The sequence below is a fragment of the Streptomyces pseudovenezuelae genome, from assembly GCF_001513955.1.
GTDB classification, from domain to species: Bacteria; Actinomycetota; Actinomycetes; order Streptomycetales; family Streptomycetaceae; genus Streptomyces; species Streptomyces pseudovenezuelae.
On record NZ_KQ948144.1, the window covers coordinates 1,261,275 to 1,286,466 of the forward strand.

The window sequence follows — 25,192 nt, forward strand, 5'->3', positions numbered from 1 at the left end:
CGCCACGACGGACCGTCTAGCCGCGTCCCGTTCGCGGGGACTCGTGGGCGCGGCGGGGTGTCTCGCCGTCCCTCTCGTGGCCGTTGAGCCGCCGGAACCCCGGTGCCAGCGTCGCGTCCGCCGTGTTGACCCGCGGCAGGGCGTACGGGTGGTTGTCGGTGAGCCAGCGGACCATCTGCTCGCGGACCGTGACCCGTACCGTCCAGATGTCGTCGGCGTCCTTGGCGGTCACCAGGGCACGCACCTGCATGGTGTTCGGGGTGGTGTCGGTGACGGCGAGGCCGTAGTCGCGGCCGTCCCAGGCGGGGCACTCGCGCAGGATGTCCCGCAGGCGCTCGCGCATCAGCTCCACCGGGGCCGTGTGATCGACGTGCCAGTAGACGATGCCGGTCATCTGCGGGGTGCCGCGCGACCAGTTCTCGAACGGCTTCGAGGTGAAGTACGACACCGGCATGGTGATCCGGCGCTCGTCCCAGGTCCGGACCGTCAGGAAGGTCAGGGTGATCTCCTCGACGGTGCCCCACTCGCCGTCCACCACCACGGTGTCGCCGATGCGCACCATGTCGCCGAAGGCGATCTGCAGCCCCGCGAACATGTTGCTGAGCGTCGACTGGGCGGCCACACCGGCGACGATGCCGAGGATTCCGGCCGAGGCCAGCAGTGAGGCACCGGCCGCGCGCATCGCCGGGAAGGTCAGCAGCATCGCGGCCACCGCCACCACGCCGACGGTCGCCGCGACCACCCGCATGATCAGCGTGACCTGGGTGCGCACCCGGCGGACCCGGGCGGCGTCGTGGTGGGCACGCGCGTAACGGGTGTACGTCGTCTCCACCACGGCCGCCGCGATCCGGATCACCAGCCAGGCGGTGGCCCCGATCAGCACCAGTGTCAGCGTCTGCCCGATGCCGGCGCTGTGCCGCTCCAGCACCCTTGCCTCGTCGTACGCCCCTCTCAACATCGCGGCGCACAGCACGAGCATGTAGGGGATGCGGCCCCGGCGCAGCAGACCCCACATCGGGGTCTCGCTGTGGCGTGCGTCGGCCTTGCGCAGCAGAAGGTCGGTGGCCCAGCCGATCACCAGAGTGAGCAGCACCGAGCCGCCGACCACGATCAGTGGGCGGAGTACGTTCTCCATGACCCCGAACCTAACCGGCCCGGGGGAGGCATGAACATGTGACTTCCGCCGCGAAGTGGGTACGGGCGCCGCCGTGCCCGTGGAACGGCACTGTCGGTGCAGGCTGGCACCATGGCCTCATGAACATCATGCTCTTTCACTCGACCTACGGCCTCAGGCCCGCCGTCCGTCAGGCCGCCGACCGGCTGCGGGAGGCCGGGCACGAGGTGTGGACGCCGGACCTCTTCGAGGGGCGCACGTTCGAGACGGTCGAGGAGGGCATGGCCTTCAACGAGGAGATCGGCAAGGACGAACTGCTCAAGCGGGCCGTCCTGGCCGCCGCGCCCTACTCCAAGCGCGGCCTCGTCTACGCCGGGTTCTCGCTCGGCGCCTCGATCGCGCAGACCCTCGCCCTCGGCGACGAGAAGGCCCGCGGGCTGCTGCTCCTGCACGGCACCTCCGACATCGCGCCGAACGCGACCGCGGACGAGCTGCCGGTCCAGCTGCACGTGGCCGAGCCCGACCCCTTCGAGACCGACGACTGGCTGAGCGCCTGGTACCTCCAGATCGGCCGCACCGGCGCCGACGTGGAGATCTACCGGTACGCCGGGGCCGGTCACCTCTACACCGACCCCGGTCTGCCGGACTACGACGAGGAGGCCGCCGAGGCCACCTGGAGAGTGGCCCTCGGCTTCCTCGACAGCCTCTAGGGCGGCCCTAGACCGGCTGGTACGTCCGCTCGACCTTCTGCGTGCCGCTGCGCGTGCGGTACGAACGCGCCCAGGACGAGGTCGCGTTCGCCTTGGTCTTGTCGGACAGCACGTAGTAGTCCATCTGCGCCCGGTCGGCGGTGATGTCCAGGACGCCGTAGCCGTGCCGGTCGGTGTCGACCCAGTGGACGTGCCGGTTGGCGAGCTGGATGACCGGCGCCGCGAGCGCGGTGACCGTGCCCTCGGGAACCTTCAGGAGGTCGTCGAGGTTGTCGGAGGTCACCGAGGTGACGACGAACTCCGTGGCGGCCGAGGCCGACAGCGGGTAGGTACCGGCGTCCACCGGCACGTCGTTGGCCCACGCCATGTGGATGTCACCGGTCAGGAAGACGGTGTTGCGGATGGCGTTGGAGCGCAGGTGGGCCAGGAGTTCGCGGCGGTCGTCGGTGTAGCCGTCCCACTGGTCGGGGTTGAGGGCGAGGCCCTCCTTCGGCAGGCCCAGCAGCTCGGCGAGCGGCCTGAGCAGGTCGGCGGAGAGCGAGCCGATCGCGAACGGCGAGATCATCACGGAGTTGCCGACCAGCCGCCAGGTGGCGTCGGAGGACTTCAGTCCCGCCTTGAGCCAGTCCAGCTGGGCGCGGCCGGTGATCGTGCGGTCCGGGTCGTCCACCGAGCCGTTGCCCACGGCCACCTGCTGCGAGCGGAAGGACCGCAGGTCGAGCAGCGAGAGGTCGACGAGCTTGCCGAAGCGCAGCCGCCGGTAGGTGGTGCCGGCGATCGCCGTACGGACCGGCATCCACTCGAAGTAGGCCTGCTTGGCCGCGGCCTGACGGGCCGTCCAGGCGCCCTCCGTGCCCTCGGTGTGGTTCTCGGCGCCGCCCGACCAGGCGTCGTTGGCGAACTCGTGGTCGTCCCAGATCGCCACGACCGGGGCGACCGTGTGCAGGGCCTGCAGGTCCGGGTCGGTCTTGTACCTGCCGTGCCGGGTCCGGTAGTCGGCGAGGGTGAGGATCTCGTGGGTCGGCGCGTGCTGCCGTACGACGGTGTCGCGGGTGCCGTACTCGCCGGTGCCGTACTCGTAGACGTAGTCGCCCAGGTGCAGCCAGGCGTCCAGGTCGCCGCGGGCCGCGAGGTGGCGGTAGGCGGAGAAGTAGCCGGCCTCCCAGTTGGCGCAGGAGACCACGCCGAAGCGGAGGTTCGCGACGGCCGCGTCCGCCGCCGGCGCGGTGCGGGTGCGCGCCGCCGGGGAGTCGGTGCCGCCCGCGGAGAAGCGGAACCAGTAGTCGGTCGCGGGGGCCAGGCCCCGCACGTCCGCCTTGACCGTGTGGTCGGAGGCGGCGGTCGCGGTGACGGAACCCTTGGCGACGACGGTCGTGAAGGCCTTGTCCCTGGCGACGACCCAGCCGACCTCGATGTCCGGGCCGAGCCCGGAACCCGGTACGGCCTCTGCGGTCGGGGTCACCCGGGTCCACAGCAGGATGCCGTCCGGGAGCGGGTCGCCGGAGGCCACACCGTGCAGGAAGGCGGGGGCCTCGACCGCGCCGGCCGGCCAGGCGGCGGCGAGCGGGGCGGCCAGGACAGCAGTGGCCGCCGCGGCCTTGACGACCGTACGGCGGCGTGGGGACGGGGAGTTGCTCCCGGCTGTGCTCTGTCTACTAGTCACGGCCGATCAGGTTACTGATCGGTATGAACGAGAGCGGGCGAACCCGTGAAAGTTCGCCCGCTCTTTGCCCGAAGAGTTCGGGATCAGCCCTTCAGCGCCGCCTGGAGCGCCGTGTTGAAGTCGGCGACCGTCATCGGCGCGCTCTTGCCGTCGGAACCGGTCAGCGTCTTGCCGTCCATCTTCAGGGTCGGGGTGCCGCTGATGCCGTCCTTGTTGAACTTGTCGGACATCTCCAGGGCCCACTTGTCGTAGGTGCCGTTCTTCACGGCGTTCTGGAAGGTCTTGTTGTCCTTCAGCTCCGGGACGGTCTGCGCGATCTTGATGAGGTAGGCGTCGTCCTTGAACTTGTCGGGGCCGCTTTCCTCGGGGTGCCACTTCGTGGAGTACATCGCGGTCTTGTACTTCAGGAACGCGTCGGTGCTCACGTTCAGCGCCGCGCCGAGGGCGCTGAGGCCGTTCTTGGAACCCTCGCCGCCGAGGTTGCCGTCGAGGAAGGTGGCGCCGACGAACTGGAGCTTGAACTTGCCGTCCTCGACGTCCTTGTCGACGGTCGAGCCCACGGTCTGCTCGAACTGCGCGCACACGGGGCAGCGCGGGTCCTCGTACATGACCAGGGTCTTCTTGGCGGTGCTCTTGCCGATGACGACCGTCGTGCCGTTGGCGCCCGTGCTGTTGGCCGGCTTGACGAGCTTGTCGTCCTTGGCCGCCTCCCAGTAGCCGGGCTTGTTGCTCTGGACGACCGCGTAGCTGATGCCGCCGGCTATCGCCAGGACGCCGACGATGGAGCAGGCGACGATGACCTGCCGCTTGATCTTGTCGCGCTTGGCCTGGCGCTCGCGCTCCTGCCGCAGCCGCTCGCGGGCGGCGGTCTTCGCGGCCTGGCTGTTCCGCTTGCTCATGGTGGTGTTCTCCATCACGGGGACGCGCACACGACGTGTGCGGGGATACGTAGGTCGGGACTGGTGGTGCTCAGGTGCTGCACGAGCGGGTGAGGCTCAGGCGACAGCGGGTGAGCACGGCGGTCCACGCCGTCCCAGGGAGTGCACGAGGATCTCGTCGAGCACGACGGCCGTACGGCGGCCGGGGCGCACCGGACGGGCCGGTTCCGGCGCCGACCGCACGGTCAGCGCGGCGGCCGCGAGGAGGAGCGGCCGGAAGGTGGTGGCGGCCACGGCCCGCAGCAGCTGGGCCAGGGCCCGCTCGCCGCGGCGCAGCCAGGCGGCCGCCAGGAGGCCGACGCAGAGGTGGGCGCCCAGCAGCAGCCAGGCGGTCTGCGCATCGGCGTGGGCCAGCAGGCCGCCGAGCCGGCCGGGGTCGGTACCGGTCACCCGGGCCAGCGGCGAGCCGACGCTGGTGCCGTCGCCGCAGAACACGTCCCAGCCGACCGAGCGCAGCGGGCCCGCCACCGGGCCGCCCGCGGCGCCGTAGCAGACGTGCTGGCCGGTGGTGAAGACGGTGTCGGCGGCGAGCTCCAGCGGGATCAGCACGACGGCGATCCGCCCGAAGCCGCGCTCCCGGCCGGCCAGCGCGTAGGTGAGCGCGAACACGGCGACGGCGACCGCCGCCACCGTGTTGAGCGGCAGGGGAGCCCGGGACAGCAGCACGTGCGACGCGGTGCTGAGCGTCACGACGAGTGCCGTGAACAGCGCCGCGCGGAGCGCTCGTAGGTGGGTCCCGGATATGTCCATAGCGTGGAGAGTGTGTCACGCGGGCCTGTAAGGGACCCCTAAAGGGTCCCTGTGAGCGGCCCTATCGTTATCGACGGCGGTAGGGGGCCTGTCACAGGCCGGGGATGCGGCCGTTGCGGAAGAGGTCGACGAAGGTCTGGTGGTCGGCACGCGCGCGGGCGCCGTAGCTGTGCGCGAAGTCGACGAGAAGGCCCGCGAAGCCGTCCTCGTCGGCCGCGATGGCCGCGTCGATGGCCCGCTCGGTGGAGAAGGGCACCAGGGACTCGCCGGAGGTGTCGTCCGCCGCCGCGTGCATCGTGGCCGTGGCCCGGCCGAGGTCGGCGACGACCGCCGCGATCTCCTCCGGGTCGTCGATGTCACCCCAGTCCAGGTCCACCGCGTACGGCGAGATCTCGGCGACCAGCTGGCCCGCGCCGCCCAGTTCGGTCCAGCCGAGCCAGGGGTCGGCGTGCTGCTGGAGGGCGCGCTGGGAGATCACCGTGCGGTGACCCTCGTGCTGGAAGTAGTCGCGGATCGCCGGGTCGGTGATGTGGCGGGAGACGGCCGGGGTCTGGGCCTGCTTGATGTAGATCACCACGTCGTTCTCCAGGGCGTCGGTGTGCCCTTCGAGAAGGATGTTGTACGAGGGCAGCCCGGCCGAGCCGATGCCGATGCCGCGGCGGCCGACGACGTCCTTGACGCGGTAGGAGTCCGGGCGGGCCAGGGACGCCTCCGGGAGGGTCTCCAGATAGCCGTCGAAGGCCGCGAGCACCTTGTAGCGGGTGGCGGCGTCCAGCTCGATGGAGCCGCCGCCCGGCGCGAAGCGGCGCTCGAAGTCGCGGATCTCCGTCATCGACTCCAGGAGGCCGAAGCGGGTCAGGGAGCGGGCGTCACGCAGCGCGTCCAGGAGGGGGCCCTGGGCGGTGTCCAGGGTGAAGGGCGGTACCTCGTCGCTCTTGGCGCCGGTGGCCAGGGCGTGGATCCGCTCGCGGTACGCGCCCGCGTACACCTCCACCAGCTCGGTGATCTGCTCGTCGCCGAGCGCCTTGGCGTACCCGATCAGCGCGACCGAGGCGGCGAAGCGCTTCAGGTCCCAGGTGAAGGGGCCGACGTAGGCCTCGTCGAAGTCGTTGACGTTGAAGATCAGCCGGCCGTTGGCGTCCAGGTAGGTGCCGAAGTTCTCCGCGTGCAGGTCGCCGTGGATCCACACGCGCGAGGTGCGCTCGTCCAGGTACGGGCCGCCCCGCTTCTCCGCGTCCAGGTCGTGGTAGAAGAGGCACGCCGTACCCCGGTAGAACGCGAACGCCGAGGCCGCCATCTTCCGGAACTTCACGCGGAACGCGGCCGGATCGGCGGCCAGGAGCTCGCCGAAGGCGGTGTCGAAGACAGCGAGAATCTCCTCGCCGCGGTGCTCGTCGTTGAGCTGCGGTACCGACATCGCGGGGTGCCTCCTGGTGCATGTGTACGACAGCGTTTCTGTCGTCTCTCCAACGGGCGGGTCCCGGCGAAAGTGCCCGCGACCCTCGTTGTGAAGGTACGCGGGGCGGCCCTCTGAGTGTCAGTGCCGAGGCATAGACTTCGACGCTGTCCCCCGAACTGTCCGCCCGCCTGTCGTCGAGCGTTTTCCATGGAGGCCACGCCGTGTCAAAGCCGCCGTTCACGCACCTGCACGTCCACACCCAGTACTCCCTGCTGGACGGTGCCGCGCGGCTCAAGGACATGTTCAACGCGTGCAACGAGATGGGCATGACCCATATCGCCATGTCCGACCACGGCAACCTGCACGGGGCGTACGACTTCTTCCACACCGCGAAGAAGGCCGGGGTCACCCCGATCATCGGGATCGAGGCGTACGTGGCGCCCGAGTCCCGGCGCAACAAGCGCAAGATCCAGTGGGGCCAGCCGCACCAGAAGCGGGACGACGTCTCCGGTTCCGGTGGTTACACCCACAAGACGATGTGGGCGGTGAACTCGACCGGCCTGCACAACCTCTTCAAGCTCTCCTCGGACGCCTACGCCGAGGGCTGGCTGCAGAAGTGGCCCCGCATGGACAAGGAGACGATCTCCCAGTGGTCCGAGGGGATCGTCGCCTCCACCGGTTGCCCCTCGGGTGAGCTCCAGACCCGGCTGCGCCTCGGCCAGTACGACGAGGCACTGAAGGCGGCCGCCGAGTACCAGGACATCTTCGGCAAGGACCGCTACTTCCTGGAGCTGATGGACCACGGCATCGAGATCGAGCACCGGGTCCGCGACGGCCTCCTGGAGATCGGCAAGAAGCTCGGCATCCCCCCGCTGGTCACCAACGACTCGCACTACACGTACGCGCACGAGGCGACCGCCCATGACGCCCTGCTGTGCATCCAGACCGGCAAGAACCTCTCCGACCCCGACCGCTTCAGGTTCGACGGCACCGGCTACTACCTGAAGTCCACGGACGAGATGTACGCCGTCGACTCCTCGGACGCCTGGCAGGAGGGCTGCGCCAACACCCTCCTGGTCGCCGAGATGGTCGACACCACCGGCATGTTCGAGGCGAAGAACCTCATGCCGAAGTTCGACATCCCCGAGGGCTACACCGAGGTCACCTGGTTCAAGGAGGAGGTCCGGCGCGGCATGGAGCGCCGCTTCCCCGGCGGCGTCCCCGAGGACCGCCAGAAGCAGGCCGACTACGAGATGGACGTCATCATCCAGATGGGGTTCCCCGGCTACTTCCTCGTGGTCGCCGACTTCATCATGTGGGCCAAGAACAACGGCATCGCGGTGGGCCCCGGCCGAGGCTCCGCGGCCGGTTCGATCGTCGCCTACGCCATGGGCATCACCGACCTCGACCCGATCCCGCACGGTCTGATCTTCGAGCGGTTCCTCAACCCCGAGCGCGTCTCCATGCCCGATGTCGACATCGACTTCGACGAGCGTCGGCGCGTCGAGGTGATCCGGTACGTGACGGAGAAGTACGGCGCCGACAAGGTCGCCATGATCGGCACCTACGGCAAGATCAAGGCCAAGAACGCGATCAAGGACTCCGCGCGTGTGCTGGGCTACCCGTACGCGATGGGCGACCGCCTCACCAAGGCCATGCCCGCCGACGTCCTGGGCAAGGGCATCGACCTCGACGGCATCACCAACCCCTCGCACCCGCGCTACAGCGAGGCCGGCGAGATCCGCGGGATGTACGAGAACGAACCGGACGTGAAGAAGGTCATCGACACCGCCAAGGGCGTCGAGGGCCTGGTCCGGCAGATGGGTGTGCACGCGGCCGGCGTGATCATGTCCAGCGAGCCCATCGTCGACCACGCCCCGATCTGGGTGCGGCACACCGACGGCGTGACGATCACGCAGTGGGACTACCCGCAGTGCGAGTCGCTCGGCCTGCTGAAGATGGACTTCCTGGGCCTGCGCAACCTCACGATCATGGACGACGCCATCAAGATGGTGAAGGCCAACAAGGGCATCGATCTGGAGATGCTCGCCCTGCCGCTGGACGACCCCAAGACCTTCGAACTGCTCTGCCGCGGTGACACCCTCGGTGTCTTCCAGTTCGACGGCGGCCCGATGCGCTCGCTGCTCCGCCAGATGCAGCCCGACAACTTCGAGGACATCTCCGCCGTCTCGGCCCTCTACCGGCCCGGCCCGATGGGCATGAACTCGCACATCAACTACGCGGAGCGCAAGAACGGCCGCCAGGAGATCACGCCGATCCACAAGGAGCTGGAGGAGCCGCTCCAGGAGGTCCTCGCGGTCACCTACGGCCTGATCGTCTACCAGGAGCAGGTGCAGAAGGCCGCCCAGATCATCGCCGGGTACTCGCTCGGCGAGGCCGACATCCTGCGCCGCGTGATGGGCAAGAAGAAGCCCGACGAGCTGGCGAAGAACTTCACCATCTTCCAGGCCGGCGCCCAGAAGAACGGCTACAGCGACGAGGCCATCCAGGCCCTGTGGGACGTCCTGGTCCCCTTCGCCGGCTACGCCTTCAACAAGGCCCACTCCGCCGCGTACGGCCTGGTCTCCTACTGGACCGCGTACCTCAAGGCCAACTACCCGGCCGAGTACATGGCCGCGCTGCTCACCTCGGTCAAGGACGACAAGGACAAGTCGGCCGTCTACCTCAACGAGTGCCGGCGCATGAAGATCAAGGTGCTCCCGCCGAACGTCAACGAGTCGGAGCACAACTTCGCGGCCCAGGGCGACGACGTGATCCTCTTCGGGCTCGAAGCGGTGCGCAACGTCGGTACCAACGTGGTCGAGTCGATCATCCGCAGCCGCAAGGCCAAGGGGAAGTACGCCTCCTTCCCCGACTACCTCGACAAGGTCGAGGCGGTCGCCTGCAACAAGCGCACCACGGAGTCGCTGATCAAGGCGGGCGCGTTCGACACCATGGGGCACACCCGCAAGGGCCTCACCGCGCACTTCGACTCGATGATCGACAACGTGGTCGCGGTCAAGCGCAAGGAGGCCGAGGGACAGTTCGACCTCTTCGGCGGGATGGGCGAGGCGGACAGCAGCGAGCCCGGCTTCGGACTCGACGTGGAGTTCACCACCGACGAGTGGGACAAGACCTATCTGCTCGCCCAGGAGCGGGAGATGCTCGGCCTGTACGTCTCCGACCACCCGCTCTTCGGCCTGGAGCACGTGCTGTCCGACAAGGCCGACGCGGGCATCGCCCAGCTCACCGGCGGCGAACACGCCGACGGCGCGGTCGTCACCATCGGCGGCATCATCTCGGGCCTCCAGCGCAAGATGACCAAGCAGGGCAACGCCTGGGCGATCGCCACCGTCGAGGACCTCGCCGGTTCCATCGAGTGCATGTTCTTCCCGGCGACCTATCAGCTGGTGTCGACCCAACTCGTCGAGGACGCCGTGGTGTTCGTCAAGGGCCGCCTCGACAAGCGCGAGGACGTGCCGCGGCTGGTCGCGATGGAGCTCCAGGTCCCCGACCTGTCCAACGCCGGCACCAACGCGCCCGTGATCCTCACCATCCCGGCGCTGAAGGTCACCCCGCCGATGGTCAGCAGGCTCGGGGAGATCCTCAGCCACCACAAGGGGGAGAGCGAGGTCCGGATCAGGCTCCAGGGGCCCAGCAAGACCACGGTCCTGCGGCTGGACCGGCACCGGGTGAAGCCGGACCCGGCGCTCTTCGGTGATCTGAAGGTGCTGCTCGGACCGTCCTGCCTGGCGGGCTGAGCGACCCGGGCGGCACCGGTCATGCAGAGGGGCGCACTCCTGACGGGGTGCGCCCTTCTGCGAGTCTGGGTCTCAACAACCCTTTATGCAGATGTCAGTTGTGGCCGAAGCTTTTCTGCCGCCCCTTGCGGGCCACGTCGCCGGGGGTCACCTGCGGGGCATGCTGCTCGGTCGGCGTCTCCATCGAGGAGTGCTGGGGCTCCTGCCCGGCACGCTCGGTCTGGGACGGCTTTCGGTTCTGCTTCTTGTTCTTGGCCATGGTGGTGCCTCCTGTGGGGATCTAGGGGCCAGGGCCTGGACCAGATTCACATAGGCTGACAACAGGCGCATTTCGGATAATTACCGTGTGTGACAGGGAATGTCGCGAGGCAATGCCCGGAAACGCCACGCCGAAGATCGAGTTCCGGCCGTTAACCCTCGCGTGGTCGGGCAGACTCGAAGGAAGCCCGAAGCAAACCTCCCGGAAAGAGGGTGGATCGCGTGGACCGCTGCATCGTCCTGGTGGACGCCGGGTATCTGCTGGGGGCCGCCGCCAGTCTCCTTGCCGGGGAGCCCTCCCGCTCCCGTATCACCGTCGACCACGCCGCCCTCGTGCAGGGGCTGCGCGACCGGGCCGAGTCCGACACCGAACGGCCCCTGCTGCGCATCTACTGGTTCGACGGCGCCCCCGACCGCGTCCCACAGCCCGAGCACCGCAGACTGCGGGTGATGCCCCGGGTCACCGTCCGGCTCGGCGCCCTGACCCGCAGCGACGGCCGCTGGGCCCAGAAGGGCGTGGACGCCGCCATGCACGCCGAGCTCACCGAGCTGGCCCGCAACCGCGCCTGTTCCGACGTCGTGCTCGTCACCGGCGACGGCGACCTGCTGCCGGGCATGATGGCCGCCAAGGAGCACGGGGTCGCCGTACACCTGTGGGCCGTGCAGGCCGCCGACGGGGACTACAACCAGTCGGAGGACCTGGTCGCCGAGGCGGACGAGCGGCGGGTGCTGGACCGCGCGTGGATCACGAAGGCCGTACGCGCGAAGGAGCTCGGCGGGATCTGCGCGCCGCCGCCCGTGCCGCGGCCCGAGATCGCCGCGATCCTGTCCGCGCCGCTGCCCGAGTCCTCGCTCTCGCAGGCGCCCGAGCGGACCGCGGAGGAGACCGAGCACGCCCCGGCGGCCGCCTCGGAGAACGGCACGCAGGAGCGGGTGCCGGCCCCGAAGGGGGTGCCCACGCCCAAGGACCTCGCCGCCCTGCGGGCCCCCGGCGCCCAGCCCGCCCAGCACCCCGCGAGCGCGACCCTGCGCTGGTCCTCGGACAAAGGCTGGGTCGACCGGCCCGGCGGTGCCGCCGAGCCGCCCGAGGTGGCCTCCATGCCGACGCTCGCGCAGCTGACCACGGCGGAGCAGCGGTGGGCCGACCGGGAGGAGGACATCACCACGGTCGGCGGCGATCCGTTCGAGGTGGGCCAGGTCTTCGCTCGGCGGTGGATGGAGCGGCTCGGCGACCAGGCGCATCTGCAGCGGCTGTCCGGGATGTATCCGCGGGTGCCGCACCGGATCGACGGGGAGCTGCTGCGGTACGCGGCCCGGTTCGGGCTGCTCGCGCACAAGGACGACCAGATCGACGAGCACGACCGTTACGCGATCCGCGCCGGCTTCTGGCGGGAGATCGATGTGCGCACGGCCGCGGAGCACGCCCCCGCCGGGGAGTGAAACGGCACATACGCCGCCCCAGGGGCGAGCGGGGCTCCCCGACCCCGTAGTCTCGTTCCTTGTGAGTACGCGCGCTGCACCGGCACTTCGACACCGTGGTGATGTCGTGTGTGCGGTGCGCGGACTGACCAAGACCTACCCCGCGGTGCGCGGGCGGCGCGGGACGCCGGCGACGCCCGAGGTGCGGGCCACCGACGACGTACGGCTGGACATCCGCCGCGGTGAGATCTTCGGGCTGCTCGGGCCGAACGGCGCCGGGAAGACCACACTCGTACGGCAGCTCACCGGCCTGATGCGGCCCGACAGCGGCAGCGTCGAGATCCTCGGCCACGACATCGTGCGCCACCCGGACCGGGCCTCGCGGATCCTCGCCTACCTCGGCCAGGAGTCCACCGCCCTCGACGAACTCACCGTCTCCCTGGCCGCCGAGACCACCGGCCGGCTGCGCGGCCTGGAGGCCAGGAAGGCGCGGGCCGAGCGGGACGCCGTACTCGAGGAGCTGGGGCTCACGCCCATCGCCGGGCGGCCGCTGAAGAAGCTGTCCGGCGGGCAGCGGCGGCTCGCGTGCTTCGCGTCGGCGCTCGTGGGGGAGCGGCCGCTGCTGGTGCTCGACGAGCCGACCACCGCGATGGACCCCGTGGCGCGGCGCGCGGTGTGGTCCGCCGTGGACCGGCGGCGGGCAGAGCGCGGGACGACCGTGCTGCTCGTCACCCACAACGTCATCGAGGCGGAGACGGTCCTGGACCGGGTCGCCGTCCTCGACCAGGGCCGGGTGATCGCCTGCGACACGCCGACCGGCCTCAAGGAACAGGTCGCGGGCGAGGTCCGCGTCGACCTCGTGTGGCGCGAGGCGGCCCCGCTGCACGTGCCCGAGGTGGCCGCGCTCCAGGAGCGGGCCGTGGCCGCCGGGCGCCGCTGGACGCTGCGGCTCGCCCCCGAGGAGGCCCGCGCGGTCGTCGCCACCGTCACCGGCGGGGCCGCGTTCGCCGCGCTGGACGACTTCACCCTCGCCACGCCCAGCCTGGAGGACGTGTACCTCGCGCTGGGCGGGGCCGCGCAGCAGGGGCTGGTGAAGGCTTGAGCACTTTGAGTACGTGGACGGCCCTGTCCGTACGTCACAGGGCGAGTGCCGGAGCGAAGAGGAGCAGAGCCACGTGAGTGTCGTACCCGCCGAGGTTCTGCAGGGCGGCGCGGCGGCCGTCGAGGAGACGGGCCGGGACGCGGCGGCCGAGCTCGGGCCGCGCGCGCGGCTGTGGCCCTCGCTGGTGGCCGTGTACCGGGCGCAGCTGTCCCGCGCGCGGGTCGCCCGCATCCCGCTGCTGTTCGTGGCGACCTTCCAGTCGATCGGGATCATGATCCTGATGCGGGGGGTCGTGGACGGCGGGGGCGAGGCGCGGTCCGTGGTCGCCGGGGCGTCCGTGCTGGTCGTGGCCTTCGTCGCGCTCAATCTGCTCGCGCAGTACTTCGGGCAGCTGCGGGCGAGCGGCGGGCTAGACCACTACGCCACCCTGCCGGTGCCGCCCGCCGCCGTGGTGCTCGGCGCCGCGGGCGCGTACGCCTCCTTCACCGTGCCCGGGACCGTGGTGACCGCCGTCTTCGGGTGCGTGCTGTTCGGGCTGCCGCTGGCGCACCTGTGGGTGCTGGTGGCGGTGATTCCGCTGGCGGGAGCCGCTCTGGCGGGACTCGGTGCGGCTCTCGGACTGCTCGCGCCCCGGCCGGAGCTGGCCACCTTGCTGGGACAGCTCGGGATGTCGGCCGCGCTGCTGCTCGGGGTGCTGCCCGCCGACCGGATGCCCGAGGTGGTGCGGTTCGCCCGGGACCTGCTGCCGTCGACCTACGGTGTCGAGGCCTTCGCCCGGACCTTCGGGCCGCATCCCGACTGGGCCTTCGTGCTCGGTGACCTCGCCGTGTGCGCGTGCGTGGGAGTGATCTCGCTGGCCGTCGCCACCTGGGCCTATCGCCGGGCGGCCGTCCGGTGACGCGCCGCTCAGGCGGGCCTGGCACGATGTCAGGGTGACCGCTCCGTTGACGCCTCCTCCGCCGCCGCACGAACCGTCCTCGCACGATGCCTGGCAGGCTCCCGATGCCGGCTACGCGGCTCCCGCCGAACCCCGGTACGGGCAGGGCGGGCCCGGGATGAAGACCGAGCTGCTGGAAGGCGCGGTGATCATGGTCGCCGTGGCGCTCGCCGGGGCGCTGCTCGGGGTCCTGTGGTGGTGGCTGGCGCCGCATGTGCCGCTGGTCGGGGACGTGGACGCGCAGGGGAACTGGGCCGTCTATCTCAAGGACACCGAGGGGGAGCAGGCCGTGGGGGCGGACGGGACGCTCACTCTGCTGGCCCTGGCCTTCGGCTTCGTGAGCGCGCTGGCCGTCTTCCTGTGGCGGCGCAGGGGCGGGGTGCCGCTGGTGGTGGGGCTGGCCGTCGGGGGAGTGCTCGGCTCCCTGCTCGCGTGGCGGGTGGGGACGTGGCTCGGGCCCTCGTCCGACGTGCTCGCCCACGCGAAGGCCGTGGGCAAGGGAGTCACGTTCTCCGCGCCGCTGAAGCTGGGAGCGAAGGGCGCGCTGCTCGCCTGGTCCTTCGCCGGCCTTGTCGTGCATCTCGGTCTCACGGCCCTGTTCGGGCCCCGGGACCCTGAGCCGTACGGGGCGGCGGTTCCGGGGGACGGGTACGGGACCCCTGTGCGGTAGGGGCTCCGAAAGGCGCGCCTTGTCCTCGCACTCGGGACGGGTGCGGTTACCTGGGCCGGAGTCGGCCCTCCGGTGTGCCGGGCGGGGCTCACGGTGCTGTTCGGGCGCCGGGATTCTGAGCCGTACGGGGCGGTGGTTCCGGGGGACGGGTACGGGACCCCTGTGCGGTAGGGGCTCCGAAAGGCGCGCCTTGTCCTCGCACTCGGGACGGGTGCGGTTGCCTGGGCCGGAGTCGGCCCCCCCGGTGTGCCGGGCGTGGCTCACGGTGCTGTTCGGGCGCCGGGATTCTGAGCCGTACGGGGCGGTGGTTCCGGGGGACGGGTACGGGGCACCTGTGCGGTAGGGGCTCCGAAAGGCGTACACCGGAAGGCGTGGAGTCAGCCGGGCCGGAGTCGGCCCCCGCTATGCCGGGCGCCTGCCGTGGTTCGAGCGGCCCTTCTTCGTACGCCATCTGCGCTTGCGCGTCCTCTTCGACATACCCCTTCTGCTTAGTCCAGGAAGGGGCCCTCGTCGAGGGGTCACGCGCGGGCGATGGGCGCCAGGACCGCGTTCGTGAGATCGGCCAGGTCCTTCGGCGCGACCTCCACCTCCAGGCCCCGGCGGCCGGCGGAGACGCAGATCGTGTCGTGGTCGGAGGCCGAGGCGTCCAGGACCGTGCGGAGCTTCTTGCGCTGGCCCAGCGGGGAGATGCCGCCCCGGACATAGCCCGTGGTGCGTTCGGCGAGGGTCGGGTCGGCCATGGCCGCCCGCTTGCCGCCCACGGCCGTCGCCAGGGCCTTCAGGTCCAGGGAGCCCGCCACCGGGACCACCGCGACCGTCAGCGTGCCGTCCACGTCCGCCACCAGCGTCTTGAAGACGCGGTCCGGCGCGACGCCCATCGCCTCGGCCGCCTCCTCGCCGTAGGAGGGGTGGGCGGGGTCGTGGTCGTAGGCGTGCACGGTGAAGGAAACGCCCGCCGTGGTCAGGGCCACGGTCGCGGGGGTGCCCCCCGGCTGCTGCTGCTTCTTCGACTTCTTCGCCATCTGACGGGTTCCGGCCCTCAGTTCAGGCTCGTCGGGCCGCGCGTCAGTTCCGACGCCGGCAACGACGGCAGATTACGGATGATCGCCGTCTCCGCGCGCAGGATTTTCAGTTCGTCGCGCAGCCGGGACGCGGTGTCGGGGGCCTGGAGCAGGCGCTGCTTGGTCGGGATGTCCAGCATCACCGCGGCCGCCACCAGGTACGAGAGCACCGACGGTTCGTCCGGGAGGTCCGCACCCGACGACAGGGAGCGCTCCCTGGCTCCCGCCAAGCGCTTCTGGTACTGGCGGAAGGCCCGCAGGACGCCCTCTGCCAGCGGCCCGGACTCGTCGCCCGCCTCCTCCGGCAGCTCCTCCAGTTCGGCCGTCAGATAGGGGCCCGAGGCGTCGACGGACAGCAGCCTGACCCGGGTCGTGCCCGTCGCCAGGACCTCGAAGGTGCCGTCGGCCCGTTCCCGGACCGTCGCCGCGTCCGCGACGCAGCCGACCGCGTGGAACGCCTTGACGGGGTCGTCACCGAAGCCGGCCGCGGGGCCGCTGTCGGGCACGGCCGCCCGGTCCGGCAGGCCGGGGGCGCTGGGCGCCACCTCGTGGCCGTCACGGATCGCCACGACGGCGAACCGGCGCGGTTCCTCCTCGGGCGTCTTCAGCAGTTCGCGCATCATGGCGCGATAGCGCTCCTCGAAGACGTTGAGAGGAAGCACGAGCCCCGGGAACAGCACAGAGTTCAGGGGGAAGAGCGGGAGCCGCACGGTGGTCACGGCGCCAAAGCCTAATGGCCCGCGGAGCGGACACGTCCCCCGAGCCCACTTCGTGGATGGATCAGGGCGTGCCGCCGGACCTCCTCCCGGACCTCCAGGAAGCGGCCCAGCGGGTCCTCGGCATCCCGGCCCCAGGGGAACGAGGTGGCGTACGGGCCCAGCATCCGCAGCTGTTCCAGGGCGTCCGGCCAGCGGCCCAGCCGCACCAGGACGTACACCAGCTTGTTGCGGATCTCGGCCGGCCAGGGGTCGGCCGGCGCGAACGTGGCGGACAGCTCGATCGCCCGGTCGGCGGCCGCGTCCAGCCGCTCGCGCGGTACCGCGGCGGAGCCGGCCTCGGTCAGACACGCGAGGGCCGCCCGGGCGGGCAGCGCCTGGACGAGAGAGCCGGGCGGGGCGTCCTGAGCGGCCCGGTCGGCGAAGTCGAAGCACTCGCGGTACGAGCCGCGCCAGGACGTCGCCAGATAGCGCAGGGCGGCGACATGGCAGCCGTAGTGCAGCGGGGCGCGCCTGAGGGCCGCCTCCCACAGCTCCCCGAAGTAGGTGGGCCCGGCCTGCGAGCCGCGCGCGTGGTCCAGCGCGATCCGCCACGGCACCGGGTCCCGGTCCTCACCGCGGGCCGCGGCCGTGATCAGCGGGCTCACCTCGCGCAGCAGCTCCGCCCGGGCCGGTGAGTCCCACACCCGGTCCACCGCGAGCTGGGCGCCGAGCAGCAGCCGGTCCGGGTCGTACGGGGCTTCGGCGCGCCAGGCGTCGTACCACTCGGGGCGGGAGCGGGCGAAGGCGGAGAGGCGTCGGACGTACCGGTCGCGCAGCTCCCAGGCGCAGTCCTCGCGGGTCGCGCGGAGCAGCTGGGCCGCGCGCCCGTACCCACCCTGGCCGGCGGCGACCAGCGCGGGTCCGAGCCGGTCGTCGGGCGCGTCGAGCAGCACCTCGTCGTCGGCGGACAGTCCGCCGGTGAGGTACGGGGGCATCCGCGCCGCGCGGATGAAAGGGGGCAGCAGGGCCATGGTGTCGACCATTGAAAGTCCGACGGAGAAGGCTGCGCCAGTGCGAACGTGCAATTCGTGGAAAGTTGTACGCCGCGGGGTCAAGGGAGATTAAAAAGGTGACCGTTGAACAACTCTCTGACCAGCGGTCTCACCGGTCCCGACCGGTGTCCTGCCGAATTCTTCACAAGGCCGTCAGTTCCGCCGGAGCAGCCTTGTGGCCCCCGCCGCCACCGTGGTCGCCAGGATCCAGCCGAGGAGGACCATCGCCGCCGCCAGCCACTGCCAGCCGCCGCGCAACTGCCAGAAACCGACCTGCCCCAGGTCGATCACCGGGAGCAGCAGGTCGAGCGCGAAGAGGGCGGGATTCCAGACGGGATGGTCGCCGCCCTTGAGCGGCGGATGGCTCGCGTGTGCGAACGCCACGGAGCTCGCCGCCCAGAGCACCGCCATCCACACGGCGGCCCGCCCCGGCCGGTACCCGTAGGCGACCGTCCAGTCCTGCACGTACCCCCACAGCTTGGCGGCCGGCGGCAGGCTCTCGCGGCGCCGGCGCTGCTTGGCGAGCAGCACCTCGCGCGCGTCCTCGTCCTCGCCGCCGGCCCGCAGCACCGCGGCGAGCCTCTCGTACGGCTCCGGGTTGTACTCGGCGGTCGCGGCGGCCACCCACTCCAGCCGCTCGGCCAGCGGGAAGGGGCCGTGCGGCACGAGGTTCTCGTAGGCGAAGCCGCCCATGTGCAGATTGCCGGGCCCCGGCCAGGCGCTCGCCCGGTCCACGAGGTTGCCCACCCGCGCGCCCGACAGCACCACCTTGCCGCGCTGCGGCTTCTCGCCGAGGAAGCGCAGCTCGGGCGCCTGGATGCGGCGCAGTGACAGCTCCTGCTCGTCGGTGAAGGTGAAGCGGGCCCGCTCCAGGTCCACGGCGTCCCCGAACCGGCCGTCGTCCAGCCGCACCCCGCCCTGGCACTCGAAGCGCTGGATCCGCGTCCCGCGCGCGGGAGTCGCCCCGCTCAGCATGGCGGCGCCGACGCCCGCCGGGGTCAGGTACAGCGTGCGCTCGACGGTCAGCTGGGGGGCGTTCAGCGCGAGCCGGGTGTACGGGTTGGTCAGCCGGGCGCCGCGCAGGCTCAGGGAGACGCCGATCGTCGCGCTGCGCAGGCTCAGCTCGCCGTGCGACTCCAGGAGCTCGGCTTGGAGGTCCTGGCCCACGGTCATGCCGTCGGCGGCGATGGAGCGGCCGCTGCGGTCGCGGTAGACGATCGCCTGGTTCATCAGCAGGTCGGTGCCGATGTGCGCGTCGGTCAGCCGGACGCCGTTGTGGAAGCGGCAGCGCGGCAGGTGCAGATCGCCCTCCGTGTGCACCCGGGCGGCCTCCAGGCGCGGCACCGAGCAGTTGACGAACCGCGCGGTGGTGAAGCGGGCCTCCGGCAGCAGGATCTCCCGCTCGAAGCGGCAGCCCTTCATCTCCATGTACGGCACCACCGTGCCGCCCGCGAGGTCCAGGGTGCCGCTGATCTGCACGCCGGCGAGCTTCAGGGAGGACACCCGGCCCGCGAGCGCGGGCGGACCGTCCAGGAGCAGCCAGCACACGATCCGTGCGCGGACCGTCCGCTCGGGGCCCCAGGGGTGCCCGCCGTGCGGATCGTCGACGACGGTGTCGCCGCTGCTGAGGTCGTACACGGTGCCGTTGCGGAAGGCCTGCCACATGCCGGCCTCGGCGGCGGTCAGATCGTCCGGCAGGTCTCCGTCCCGGATGCCGGCCCCCTCGGTCACGGTTCTTCCAGCTCCTTGCGGCTCGTGGGATTCGTACAACCGTTCATGCCCGCTGAGTAACCCCCCGAACGCTAGACGTGAAGGGGATCTTCCGGGTTGCGTATCAGCCATTGGAATGCGCGAACGGGCCCTGAGGCGGGTCTGAGAGAATTGACGAGTGATCTCCCGAATCGATCTGCGCGGCGACGCCCTCCCCGAGGGCCCGGCCCTGCGCGACCTGCTGCCCCGAGCCGACTTCGACGTCTCGGCCGCCCTGGAGAAGGTGCGTCCGATCTGCGAGGCCGTGCATCATCGGGGTGACGCGGCGCTGATCGACTTCGCCGAGAAGTTCGACGGTGTGCGGCTGGAGCGGGTGCGGGTGCCCGCCGAGGCCCTCACGCGCGCGCTGGAGGAGCTCGACCCGGCGGTGCGGGCGGCCCTGGAGGAGTCCATCCGCCGCGCCCGCCTCGTCCACCGCGAACAGCGCCGCGGCACCCACACGACTCAGGTCGTGCCCGGCGGCAGCGTGACCGAGAAGTGGGTGCCGGTCGACCGGGTCGGGCTGTACGCGCCCGGCGGCCGGTCCGTCTACCCGTCCTCCGTGATCATGAACGTGGTGCCCGCGCAGGAGGCGGGGGTCGAGTCGATCGCCCTCGCCTCCCCGGCCCAGGCCGAGTTCGGGGGCCTTCCGCACCCGACGATCCTCGCCGCGTGCGCGCTGCTCGGCGTCGACGAGGTCTACGCCGCCGGTGGCGCGACCGCCGTCGCGATGTTCGCGTACGGCACCGAGTCCTGCCCGCCCGCCAACATGGTCACCGGCCCCGGCAACATCTGGGTCGCCGCCGCCAAGCGCTACTTCACCGGCAGGATCGGCATCGACGCCGAGGCCGGCCCGACCGAGATCGCGGTCCTGGCGGACTCCTCCGCCGATCCGGTGCACGTGGCCGCGGACCTGATCAGCCAGGCCGAGCACGACCCGCTGGCCGCGGCCGTCCTGGTCACCGACTCCGTCGAACTCGCGGACGCCGTCGAGAAGGAGCTGGAACCGCAGGTCGCGGCCACCCGGCACATCGAGGACCGGATCGTGCCCGCCCTGAAGGGCCGGCAGTCCGCGATCGTCCTCGTCGACGGCATCGAGGAGGGCCTCAGGGTCGTCGACGCGTACGGCGCCGAGCACCTGGAGATCCAGACGGCCGACGCCGCCGCGGTCGCCGACCGGGTCCGCAACGCGGGCGCGGTCTTCGTCGGCCCCTGGGCCCCCGTGTCCCTCGGCGACTACGCCGCGGGCTCCAACCACGTCCTGCCCACCGGCGGCTGCGCCTGCCACTCCTCGGGCCTGTCCGTCCAGTCCTTCCTGCGCGGCATCCACATCGTCGACTACACGAAGGACGCGCTCGCGGACGTGGCGCACCACGTGGTGACGCTGGCGGAGGCGGAGGACCTGCCGGCCCACGGGGCGGCGATCAAGGCTCGGTTCGGTTGGAAGGTGCCCGGCAAGTGACATTCGGAATCGACGACCTCCCCGTACGGGACGAGCTGCGCGGCAAGTCCCCCTACGGCGCGCCCCAGTTGGACGTCCCCGTACGGCTGAACACCAACGAGAACCCCTACCCGCTGCCCGAGCCGCTGGTCGAGCGCATCACCGAGCGCGTCCGTGAGGCCGCCCGCGACCTCAACCGCTACCCGGACCGGGACGCCGTGGAGCTGCGCACCCAGCTCGCGAAGTACCTGACGGACACCTCGGGCCACGAGGTGGGCCTCGCCAACGTCTGGGCCGCCAACGGCTCCAACGAGGTCATCCAGCAGCTGCTGCAGACCTTCGGCGGCCCCGGCCGTACGGCGATCGGCTTCGAGCCGTCGTACTCGATGCACGCCCTCATCGCGCGCGGCACCGGAACCGGCTGGATCTCGGGCCCGCGCAACGCGGACTTCTCCATCGACGTCGGGACGGCCGCCCAAGCGATCGCCTGGCACAGGCCGGACGTCGTGTTCATCACGACCCCCAACAACCCGACCGGCAACGCGGTCCCGCCCGGGACGGTCCTCGCGCTGTACGAGGCCGCGCAGGCCGCGAAGCCCTCCATGGTCGTGGTCGACGAGGCGTACATCGAGTTCAGCCACGGCGACTCGCTGCTGCCGCTGCTCGAAGGACGGCCGAATCTCGTCATCTCCAGGACGATGTCGAAGGCGTTCGGAGCGGCCGGACTGCGCCTCGGCTACCTGGCCGCGCACCCCGCGGTCGTGGACGCCGTCCAGCTGGTACGGCTGCCCTACCACCTGTCGGCCGTCACCCAGGCGACCGCGCTGGCCGCCCTGGAGCACACCGACACGCTGCTCAAGTACGTCGAGCAGCTGAAGGCCGAGCGGGACCGGCTGGTGAGCGAGCTGCGCGCGATCGGCTTCGAGGTCGTGGAGTCGGACGCGAACTTCGTGCAGTTCGGCGTCTTCGAGGACTCCCACACGGCCTGGCAGAAGATCCTCGACCAGGGCGTCCTGGTCCGGGACAACGGCATCCCGGGGTGGCTGCGGGTCAGCGCCGGAACCCCGCGGGAGAACGACGCGTTCCTCGACGCGGTACGCGAACTGAAGAAGGAGCAGAGCACATGAGCCGCGTGGGACGCGTGGAGCGAGTGACCAAGGAGACCTCGGTGCTCGTCGAGATCGATCTCGACGGCAGCGGCAAGGTCGAGGTGGCGACGGGCGTCGGTTTCTACGACCACATGCTCGACCAGCTCGGCCGGCACGGTCTGTTCGACCTGACCGTGAAGACCGAGGGCGACCTGCACATCGACTCGCACCACACCATCGAGGACACCGCCCTCGCCCTCGGCGCCGCCTTCAAGCAGGCGCTCGGCGACAAGGTGGGCATCTACCGCTTCGGCAACTGCACGGTCCCCCTGGACGAGTCGCTCGCCCAGGTGACCGTGGACCTGTCCGGCCGCCCCTACCTCGTGCACACCGAGCCCGAGCACATGGCGCCGATGATCGGCGAGTACGACACCACGATGACCCGGCACATCCTGGAGTCCTTCGTGGCCCAGGCGCAGATCGCCCTGCACGTGCACGTGCCGTACGGGCGCAACGCCCACCACATCGTGGAGTGCCAGTTCAAGGCGCTGGCCCGGGCCCTGCGCTACGCCTCCGAGCGCGACCCGCGCGCGGCCGGCATCCTCCCCTCCACGAAGGGCGCGCTGTGACCGGCCTGTCGACCCTCCTGATCGTCGTCGGCCTCTTCCTCGCCGGCGGCATCTACTCCTTCGTCAAGCAGCAGATGCCCAAGGGCCTCATCGTGCTGCTCTCCATCGCCGCCGGGATGTGTCTCGTCGCCGGCGTCATGAGGCTGGAGGTGTGGAATTGAGCGCTCCGACTTCGAAGAAGGTCGTCGTCTTCGACTACGGCTTCGGCAACGTGAGGTCCGCCGAGCGCGCCCTCGCGCGCGCGGGAGCCGAGGTCGAGATAACGCGCGACTACGACCGGGCCATGAACGCCGACGGCCTGCTGGTGCCCGGCGTCGGCGCCTTCGCCGCCTGCATGAAGGGGCTGCACGAGGCGCGCGGTGACTGGATCATCGACCGCCGGCTGTCCGGCGGGCGCCCGGTCATGGGCATCTGCGTAGGCATGCAGATCCTCTTCGCGCGCGGCATCGAGCACGGCGTGCAGACCGAGGGCCTGGACGAGTGGCCCGGCTCGGTCGAGCCGCTGAAGGCCGACATCGTGCCCCACATGGGCTGGAACACCGTCGACGCGCCGGACGGCTCCCAGCTGTTCGCCGGGCTGGACGCCGACGCCCGCTTCTACTTCGTGCACTCCTACGCCGTCCACGACTGGTCGCTGGAGACGCACAACACGGCGATGACCGCGCCCAAGGTCACCTGGGCGACCCACGGCAGGCCCTTCGTGGCCGCCGTGGAGAACGGCGCCCTGTGGGCCACGCAGTTCCACCCCGAGAAGTCCGGCGACGCCGGTGCGCAGCTGCTGAAGAACTGGATCGGAACCCTGTGATGTCCTCGAAGCCCTCACGGCTCGAACTCCTGCCCGCCGTCGACGTCCGCGACGGCCAGGCCGTCCGCCTCGTGCACGGCGAGTCCGGGACCGAGACCTCGTACGGCTCCCCCCTGGAGGCCGCCCTGTCCTGGCAGCGGTCGGGTGCCGAGTGGCTGCACCTGGTCGACCTGGACGCGGCGTTCGGCACCGGCGACAACCGGGAGCTGGTCCGGCAGGTCACCGAGGCCATGGACATCAAGGTGGAGCTGTCCGGCGGCATCCGCGACGACGCCTCGCTGGCCGCCGCCCTCGCCACCGGCTGCACCCGGGTGAACCTCGGCACGGCCGCCCTGGAGAGCCCGGAGTGGGTCGCCAAGGTCATCGCCGAGCACGGCGACAAGATCGCGGTCGGTCTCGACGTCCGCGGTACGACCCTCAAGGGCCGCGGCTGGACCAGCGAGGGCGGCGACCTCTACGAGGCGCTGGAGCGGCTCGACAAGGAGGGCTGCGCCCGGTACGTCGTCACCGACATCGCCAAGGACGGCACGCTCCAGGGCCCCAACCTGGAGCTGCTGCGCAACGTGTGCGCCGCGACCGACCGCCCGGTGGTGGCCTCCGGCGGGGTGTCCTCGCTGGACGACCTGCGGGCCATCGCCGAGCTGGTCCCCCTCGGTGTCGAGGGCTCCATCGTCGGGAAGGCGCTGTACGCGAAGGCGTTCACCCTGGAAGAGGCTCTGGAGGCGGTGGCTCAGTGAGCGATCTGCGACGCGTCACGACCGGTGCGCCCTGGGAGGACACCTTCGGGTACTCCCGCGCGGTGGAACTCCCCAACGGCCTGGTGCTGGTCTCCGGCTGCACCTCGGTGGTGGACGGCGAGATCGTCGCGGGCGATCCGTACGAGCAGACGGTCAACTCCTTCAACGTCGCGTTCGCGGCACTGAAGGAGCTGGGGCTCGGCCGGGACGACGTGGTGCGCACGCGCCTGTACATCACCCACGCCCGGGACGTGGAGGAGGTCGGCCGCGCGCACAAGGAGCTGTTCGACGCCGTCCGGCCCGCCGCATCCATGATCATCGTCTCCGGCTTCGTGGACCCCAGCCTGGTCGTCGAGGTCGAGGTGGAGGCGTTCCGAGGAGACACCGCAGCATGACCCTCGCCGTACGAGTCATCCCCTGCCTGGACGTGGACAACGGCCGGGTCGTCAAGGGTGTCAACTTCCAGAACCTGCGCGACGCGGGCGACCCCGTCGAGATGGCCAAGGTGTACGACGCCGAGGGCGCCGACGAGCTGACCTTCCTGGACATCACCGCCTCGTCGGGCAACCGCGAGACGACGTACGACGTGGTGCGCCGCACCGCCGAGCAGGTGTTCATCCCGCTCACGGTCGGCGGCGGTGTCCGTGCGGCCGACGACGTCGACAAGCTGCTGCGGGCCGGGGCGGACAAGGTGGGCGTGAACACCGCGGCCATCGCCCGCCCCGACCTGATCCGCGAGATCGCCGAGCGGTTCGGCCGGCAGGTGCTGGTGCTGTCGGTGGACGCGCGGCGCACCGAGTCGGGCTCCTTCGAGGTGACCACGCACGGCGGCCGCAAGGGCACCGGCATCGACGCCGTCGAGTGGGCGCACCGGGCCGCCGAGCTGGGCGCCGGTGAGATCCTGCTCAACTCGATGGACGCGGACGGCACCAAGGACGGCTACGACCTGGAGATGATCGAGGCCGTCCGCAAGCACGTGACGGTGCCGCTGATCGCCTCCGGCGGTGCGGGGCGGCTGGACCACTTCCCGCCGGCCATCGGGGCGGGCGCGGACGCGGTGCTGGCGGCCTCGGTGTTCCACTTCGGCGATCTGCGGATCGGCGAGGTGAAGGAGACGCTGCGGGGGGCGGGGCACCCCGTCCGCTGAACCCACCAGATGCGAAAGAGAAGTTGCGCAAAAAATATTGTGCAACTTTTCTTTCGTATCTACG

At 71.0% G+C, this 25,192-nt stretch carries 24 protein-coding genes; 14 read left to right on the forward strand and 10 right to left on the reverse strand.

What is annotated here, in order from left to right:
* Window positions 1-16 precede the first annotated feature (16 nt).
* Entirely contained in the window at window positions 17-1,135 is a 1,119-nt protein-coding gene (locus tag AQI94_RS05545; protein WP_031048401.1) for a mechanosensitive ion channel family protein, read from the reverse strand.
* Window positions 1,136-1,254: 119 nt separating this feature from the next.
* On the opposite strand from AQI94_RS05545, the gene AQI94_RS05550 reads away from it, so the two are divergent.
* The gene (locus tag AQI94_RS05550) at window positions 1,255-1,824 is read left to right on the forward strand and encodes a dienelactone hydrolase family protein (RefSeq protein ID WP_031048398.1); all 570 of its coding nucleotides are present in this window, start codon (window positions 1,255-1,257) and stop codon (window positions 1,822-1,824) included.
* Window positions 1,825-1,831: 7 nt separating this feature from the next.
* Here the strand turns inward: AQI94_RS05550 and AQI94_RS05555 are convergent, their stop codons facing one another.
* The 4 genes from AQI94_RS05555 to AQI94_RS05570 all read right to left on the reverse strand — a co-directional run bounded on the left by AQI94_RS05555 (window position 1,832) and on the right by AQI94_RS05570 (window position 6,592).
* The gene (locus tag AQI94_RS05555; protein WP_031048394.1) at window positions 1,832-3,487 is read right to left on the reverse strand and encodes an alkaline phosphatase D family protein; all 1,656 of its coding nucleotides are present in this window, start codon (window positions 3,485-3,487) and stop codon (window positions 1,832-1,834) included.
* An 83-nt stretch (window positions 3,488-3,570) separates the two neighbouring features.
* A complete protein-coding gene (locus AQI94_RS05560; protein ID WP_031048391.1) occupies window positions 3,571-4,386 on the reverse strand; it encodes a thioredoxin domain-containing protein in 816 nt (271 codons plus the stop codon).
* Window positions 4,387-4,482: 96 nt separating this feature from the next.
* Window positions 4,483-5,175 (reverse strand): hypothetical protein, encoded by a 693-nt coding sequence (locus AQI94_RS05565; RefSeq protein WP_031048390.1) that lies wholly within the window; start codon window positions 5,173-5,175, stop codon window positions 4,483-4,485.
* Between the two features lie 91 nt (window positions 5,176-5,266).
* Window positions 5,267-6,592 (reverse strand): DUF2252 domain-containing protein, encoded by a 1,326-nt coding sequence (locus AQI94_RS05570; protein ID WP_007381396.1) that lies wholly within the window; start codon window positions 6,590-6,592, stop codon window positions 5,267-5,269.
* 203 nt (window positions 6,593-6,795) lie between these two features.
* On the opposite strand from AQI94_RS05570, the gene dnaE reads away from it, so the two are divergent.
* Window positions 6,796-10,335 carry a DNA polymerase III subunit alpha gene (gene dnaE, locus AQI94_RS05575; RefSeq protein ID WP_031048387.1) on the forward strand — a complete coding sequence of 1,180 codons (3,540 nt, stop codon included), beginning with the start codon at window positions 6,796-6,798 and terminating at the stop codon, window positions 10,333-10,335.
* A gap of 94 nt (window positions 10,336-10,429) precedes the next feature.
* Here dnaE and AQI94_RS44980 read toward each other — a convergent pair whose 3' ends face one another.
* Window positions 10,430-10,594: a hypothetical protein gene (locus tag AQI94_RS44980; RefSeq protein ID WP_020119929.1), complete on the reverse strand. Its 165-nt coding sequence runs from the start codon at window positions 10,592-10,594 to the stop codon at window positions 10,430-10,432.
* Window positions 10,595-10,815: 221 nt separating this feature from the next.
* Here AQI94_RS44980 and AQI94_RS05580 point away from each other — a divergent pair, with 221 nt between their 5' ends.
* The 4 genes from AQI94_RS05580 to AQI94_RS05595 all read left to right on the forward strand — a co-directional run bounded on the left by AQI94_RS05580 (window position 10,816) and on the right by AQI94_RS05595 (window position 14,721).
* Window positions 10,816-12,033, forward strand: a complete 1,218-nt coding sequence (locus AQI94_RS05580) for an NYN domain-containing protein (RefSeq protein WP_031048384.1) — start codon at window positions 10,816-10,818, stop codon at window positions 12,031-12,033.
* A gap of 106 nt (window positions 12,034-12,139) precedes the next feature.
* On the forward strand, window positions 12,140-13,114 hold the full coding sequence (locus AQI94_RS05585; RefSeq protein WP_031048381.1) for an ABC transporter ATP-binding protein: 975 nt from the start codon (window positions 12,140-12,142) through the stop codon (window positions 13,112-13,114).
* A 73-nt stretch (window positions 13,115-13,187) separates the two neighbouring features.
* A complete protein-coding gene (locus tag AQI94_RS05590) occupies window positions 13,188-14,012 on the forward strand; it encodes an ABC transporter permease (RefSeq protein WP_062229605.1) in 825 nt (274 codons plus the stop codon).
* 34 nt (window positions 14,013-14,046) lie between these two features.
* Entirely contained in the window at window positions 14,047-14,721 is a 675-nt protein-coding gene (locus AQI94_RS05595; RefSeq protein WP_078903013.1) for a DUF2567 domain-containing protein, read from the forward strand.
* A gap of 518 nt (window positions 14,722-15,239) precedes the next feature.
* Here the strand turns inward: AQI94_RS05595 and ybaK are convergent.
* From ybaK to AQI94_RS05615, 4 genes are all read right to left on the reverse strand, one after another.
* The gene (ybaK, locus tag AQI94_RS05600) at window positions 15,240-15,743 is read right to left on the reverse strand and encodes a Cys-tRNA(Pro) deacylase (protein WP_031048726.1); all 504 of its coding nucleotides are present in this window, start codon (window positions 15,741-15,743) and stop codon (window positions 15,240-15,242) included.
* A 17-nt stretch (window positions 15,744-15,760) separates the two neighbouring features.
* Complete coding sequence (locus AQI94_RS05605) at window positions 15,761-16,501, reverse strand: LON peptidase substrate-binding domain-containing protein (protein WP_031048728.1); 741 nt, start codon at window positions 16,499-16,501, stop codon at window positions 15,761-15,763.
* Window positions 16,502-16,512: 11 nt separating this feature from the next.
* Window positions 16,513-17,523 (reverse strand): hypothetical protein, encoded by a 1,011-nt coding sequence (locus tag AQI94_RS05610; protein ID WP_031048731.1) that lies wholly within the window; start codon window positions 17,521-17,523, stop codon window positions 16,513-16,515.
* A 162-nt stretch (window positions 17,524-17,685) separates the two neighbouring features.
* Window positions 17,686-19,263: a hypothetical protein gene (locus AQI94_RS05615; RefSeq protein ID WP_031048735.1), complete on the reverse strand. Its 1,578-nt coding sequence runs from the start codon at window positions 19,261-19,263 to the stop codon at window positions 17,686-17,688.
* A gap of 157 nt (window positions 19,264-19,420) precedes the next feature.
* Between AQI94_RS05615 and hisD the strand changes: the two genes are divergently transcribed.
* The 8 genes from hisD to hisF are packed head-to-tail and all read left to right on the forward strand — an operon-like array spanning window position 19,421 to window position 25,128.
* Window positions 19,421-20,743, forward strand: coding sequence for a histidinol dehydrogenase (gene hisD, locus AQI94_RS05620; RefSeq protein ID WP_031048736.1), 1,323 nt, complete (start codon window positions 19,421-19,423; stop codon window positions 20,741-20,743).
* Complete coding sequence (locus AQI94_RS05625; RefSeq protein ID WP_031048739.1) at window positions 20,740-21,849, forward strand: histidinol-phosphate transaminase; 1,110 nt, start codon at window positions 20,740-20,742, stop codon at window positions 21,847-21,849. Before hisD ends, AQI94_RS05625 begins: the two co-directional genes overlap by 4 nt.
* A complete protein-coding gene (gene hisB / locus AQI94_RS05630; RefSeq protein ID WP_031048741.1) occupies window positions 21,846-22,439 on the forward strand; it encodes an imidazoleglycerol-phosphate dehydratase HisB in 594 nt (197 codons plus the stop codon). The genes AQI94_RS05625 and hisB overlap by 4 nt, the downstream gene beginning before the upstream one ends.
* The gene (locus tag AQI94_RS44985) at window positions 22,436-22,600 is read left to right on the forward strand and encodes a hypothetical protein (protein WP_007381382.1); all 165 of its coding nucleotides are present in this window, start codon (window positions 22,436-22,438) and stop codon (window positions 22,598-22,600) included. The genes hisB and AQI94_RS44985 overlap by 4 nt, the downstream gene beginning before the upstream one ends.
* Window positions 22,597-23,244 carry an imidazole glycerol phosphate synthase subunit HisH gene (gene hisH, locus AQI94_RS05640; protein WP_391273112.1) on the forward strand — a complete coding sequence of 216 codons (648 nt, stop codon included), beginning with the start codon at window positions 22,597-22,599 and terminating at the stop codon, window positions 23,242-23,244. Before AQI94_RS44985 ends, hisH begins: the two co-directional genes overlap by 4 nt.
* The gene (gene priA, locus AQI94_RS05645) at window positions 23,244-23,981 is read left to right on the forward strand and encodes a bifunctional 1-(5-phosphoribosyl)-5-((5-phosphoribosylamino)methylideneamino)imidazole-4-carboxamide isomerase/phosphoribosylanthranilate isomerase PriA (RefSeq protein WP_031048746.1); all 738 of its coding nucleotides are present in this window, start codon (window positions 23,244-23,246) and stop codon (window positions 23,979-23,981) included. Before hisH ends, priA begins: the two co-directional genes overlap by 1 nt.
* Complete coding sequence (locus AQI94_RS05650) at window positions 23,978-24,376, forward strand: RidA family protein (protein WP_007381379.1); 399 nt, start codon at window positions 23,978-23,980, stop codon at window positions 24,374-24,376. The genes priA and AQI94_RS05650 overlap by 4 nt, the downstream gene beginning before the upstream one ends.
* Window positions 24,373-25,128 carry an imidazole glycerol phosphate synthase subunit HisF gene (hisF, locus tag AQI94_RS05655; protein ID WP_031048748.1) on the forward strand — a complete coding sequence of 252 codons (756 nt, stop codon included), beginning with the start codon at window positions 24,373-24,375 and terminating at the stop codon, window positions 25,126-25,128. Before AQI94_RS05650 ends, hisF begins: the two co-directional genes overlap by 4 nt.
* Window positions 25,129-25,192: the final 64 nt, after the last annotated feature.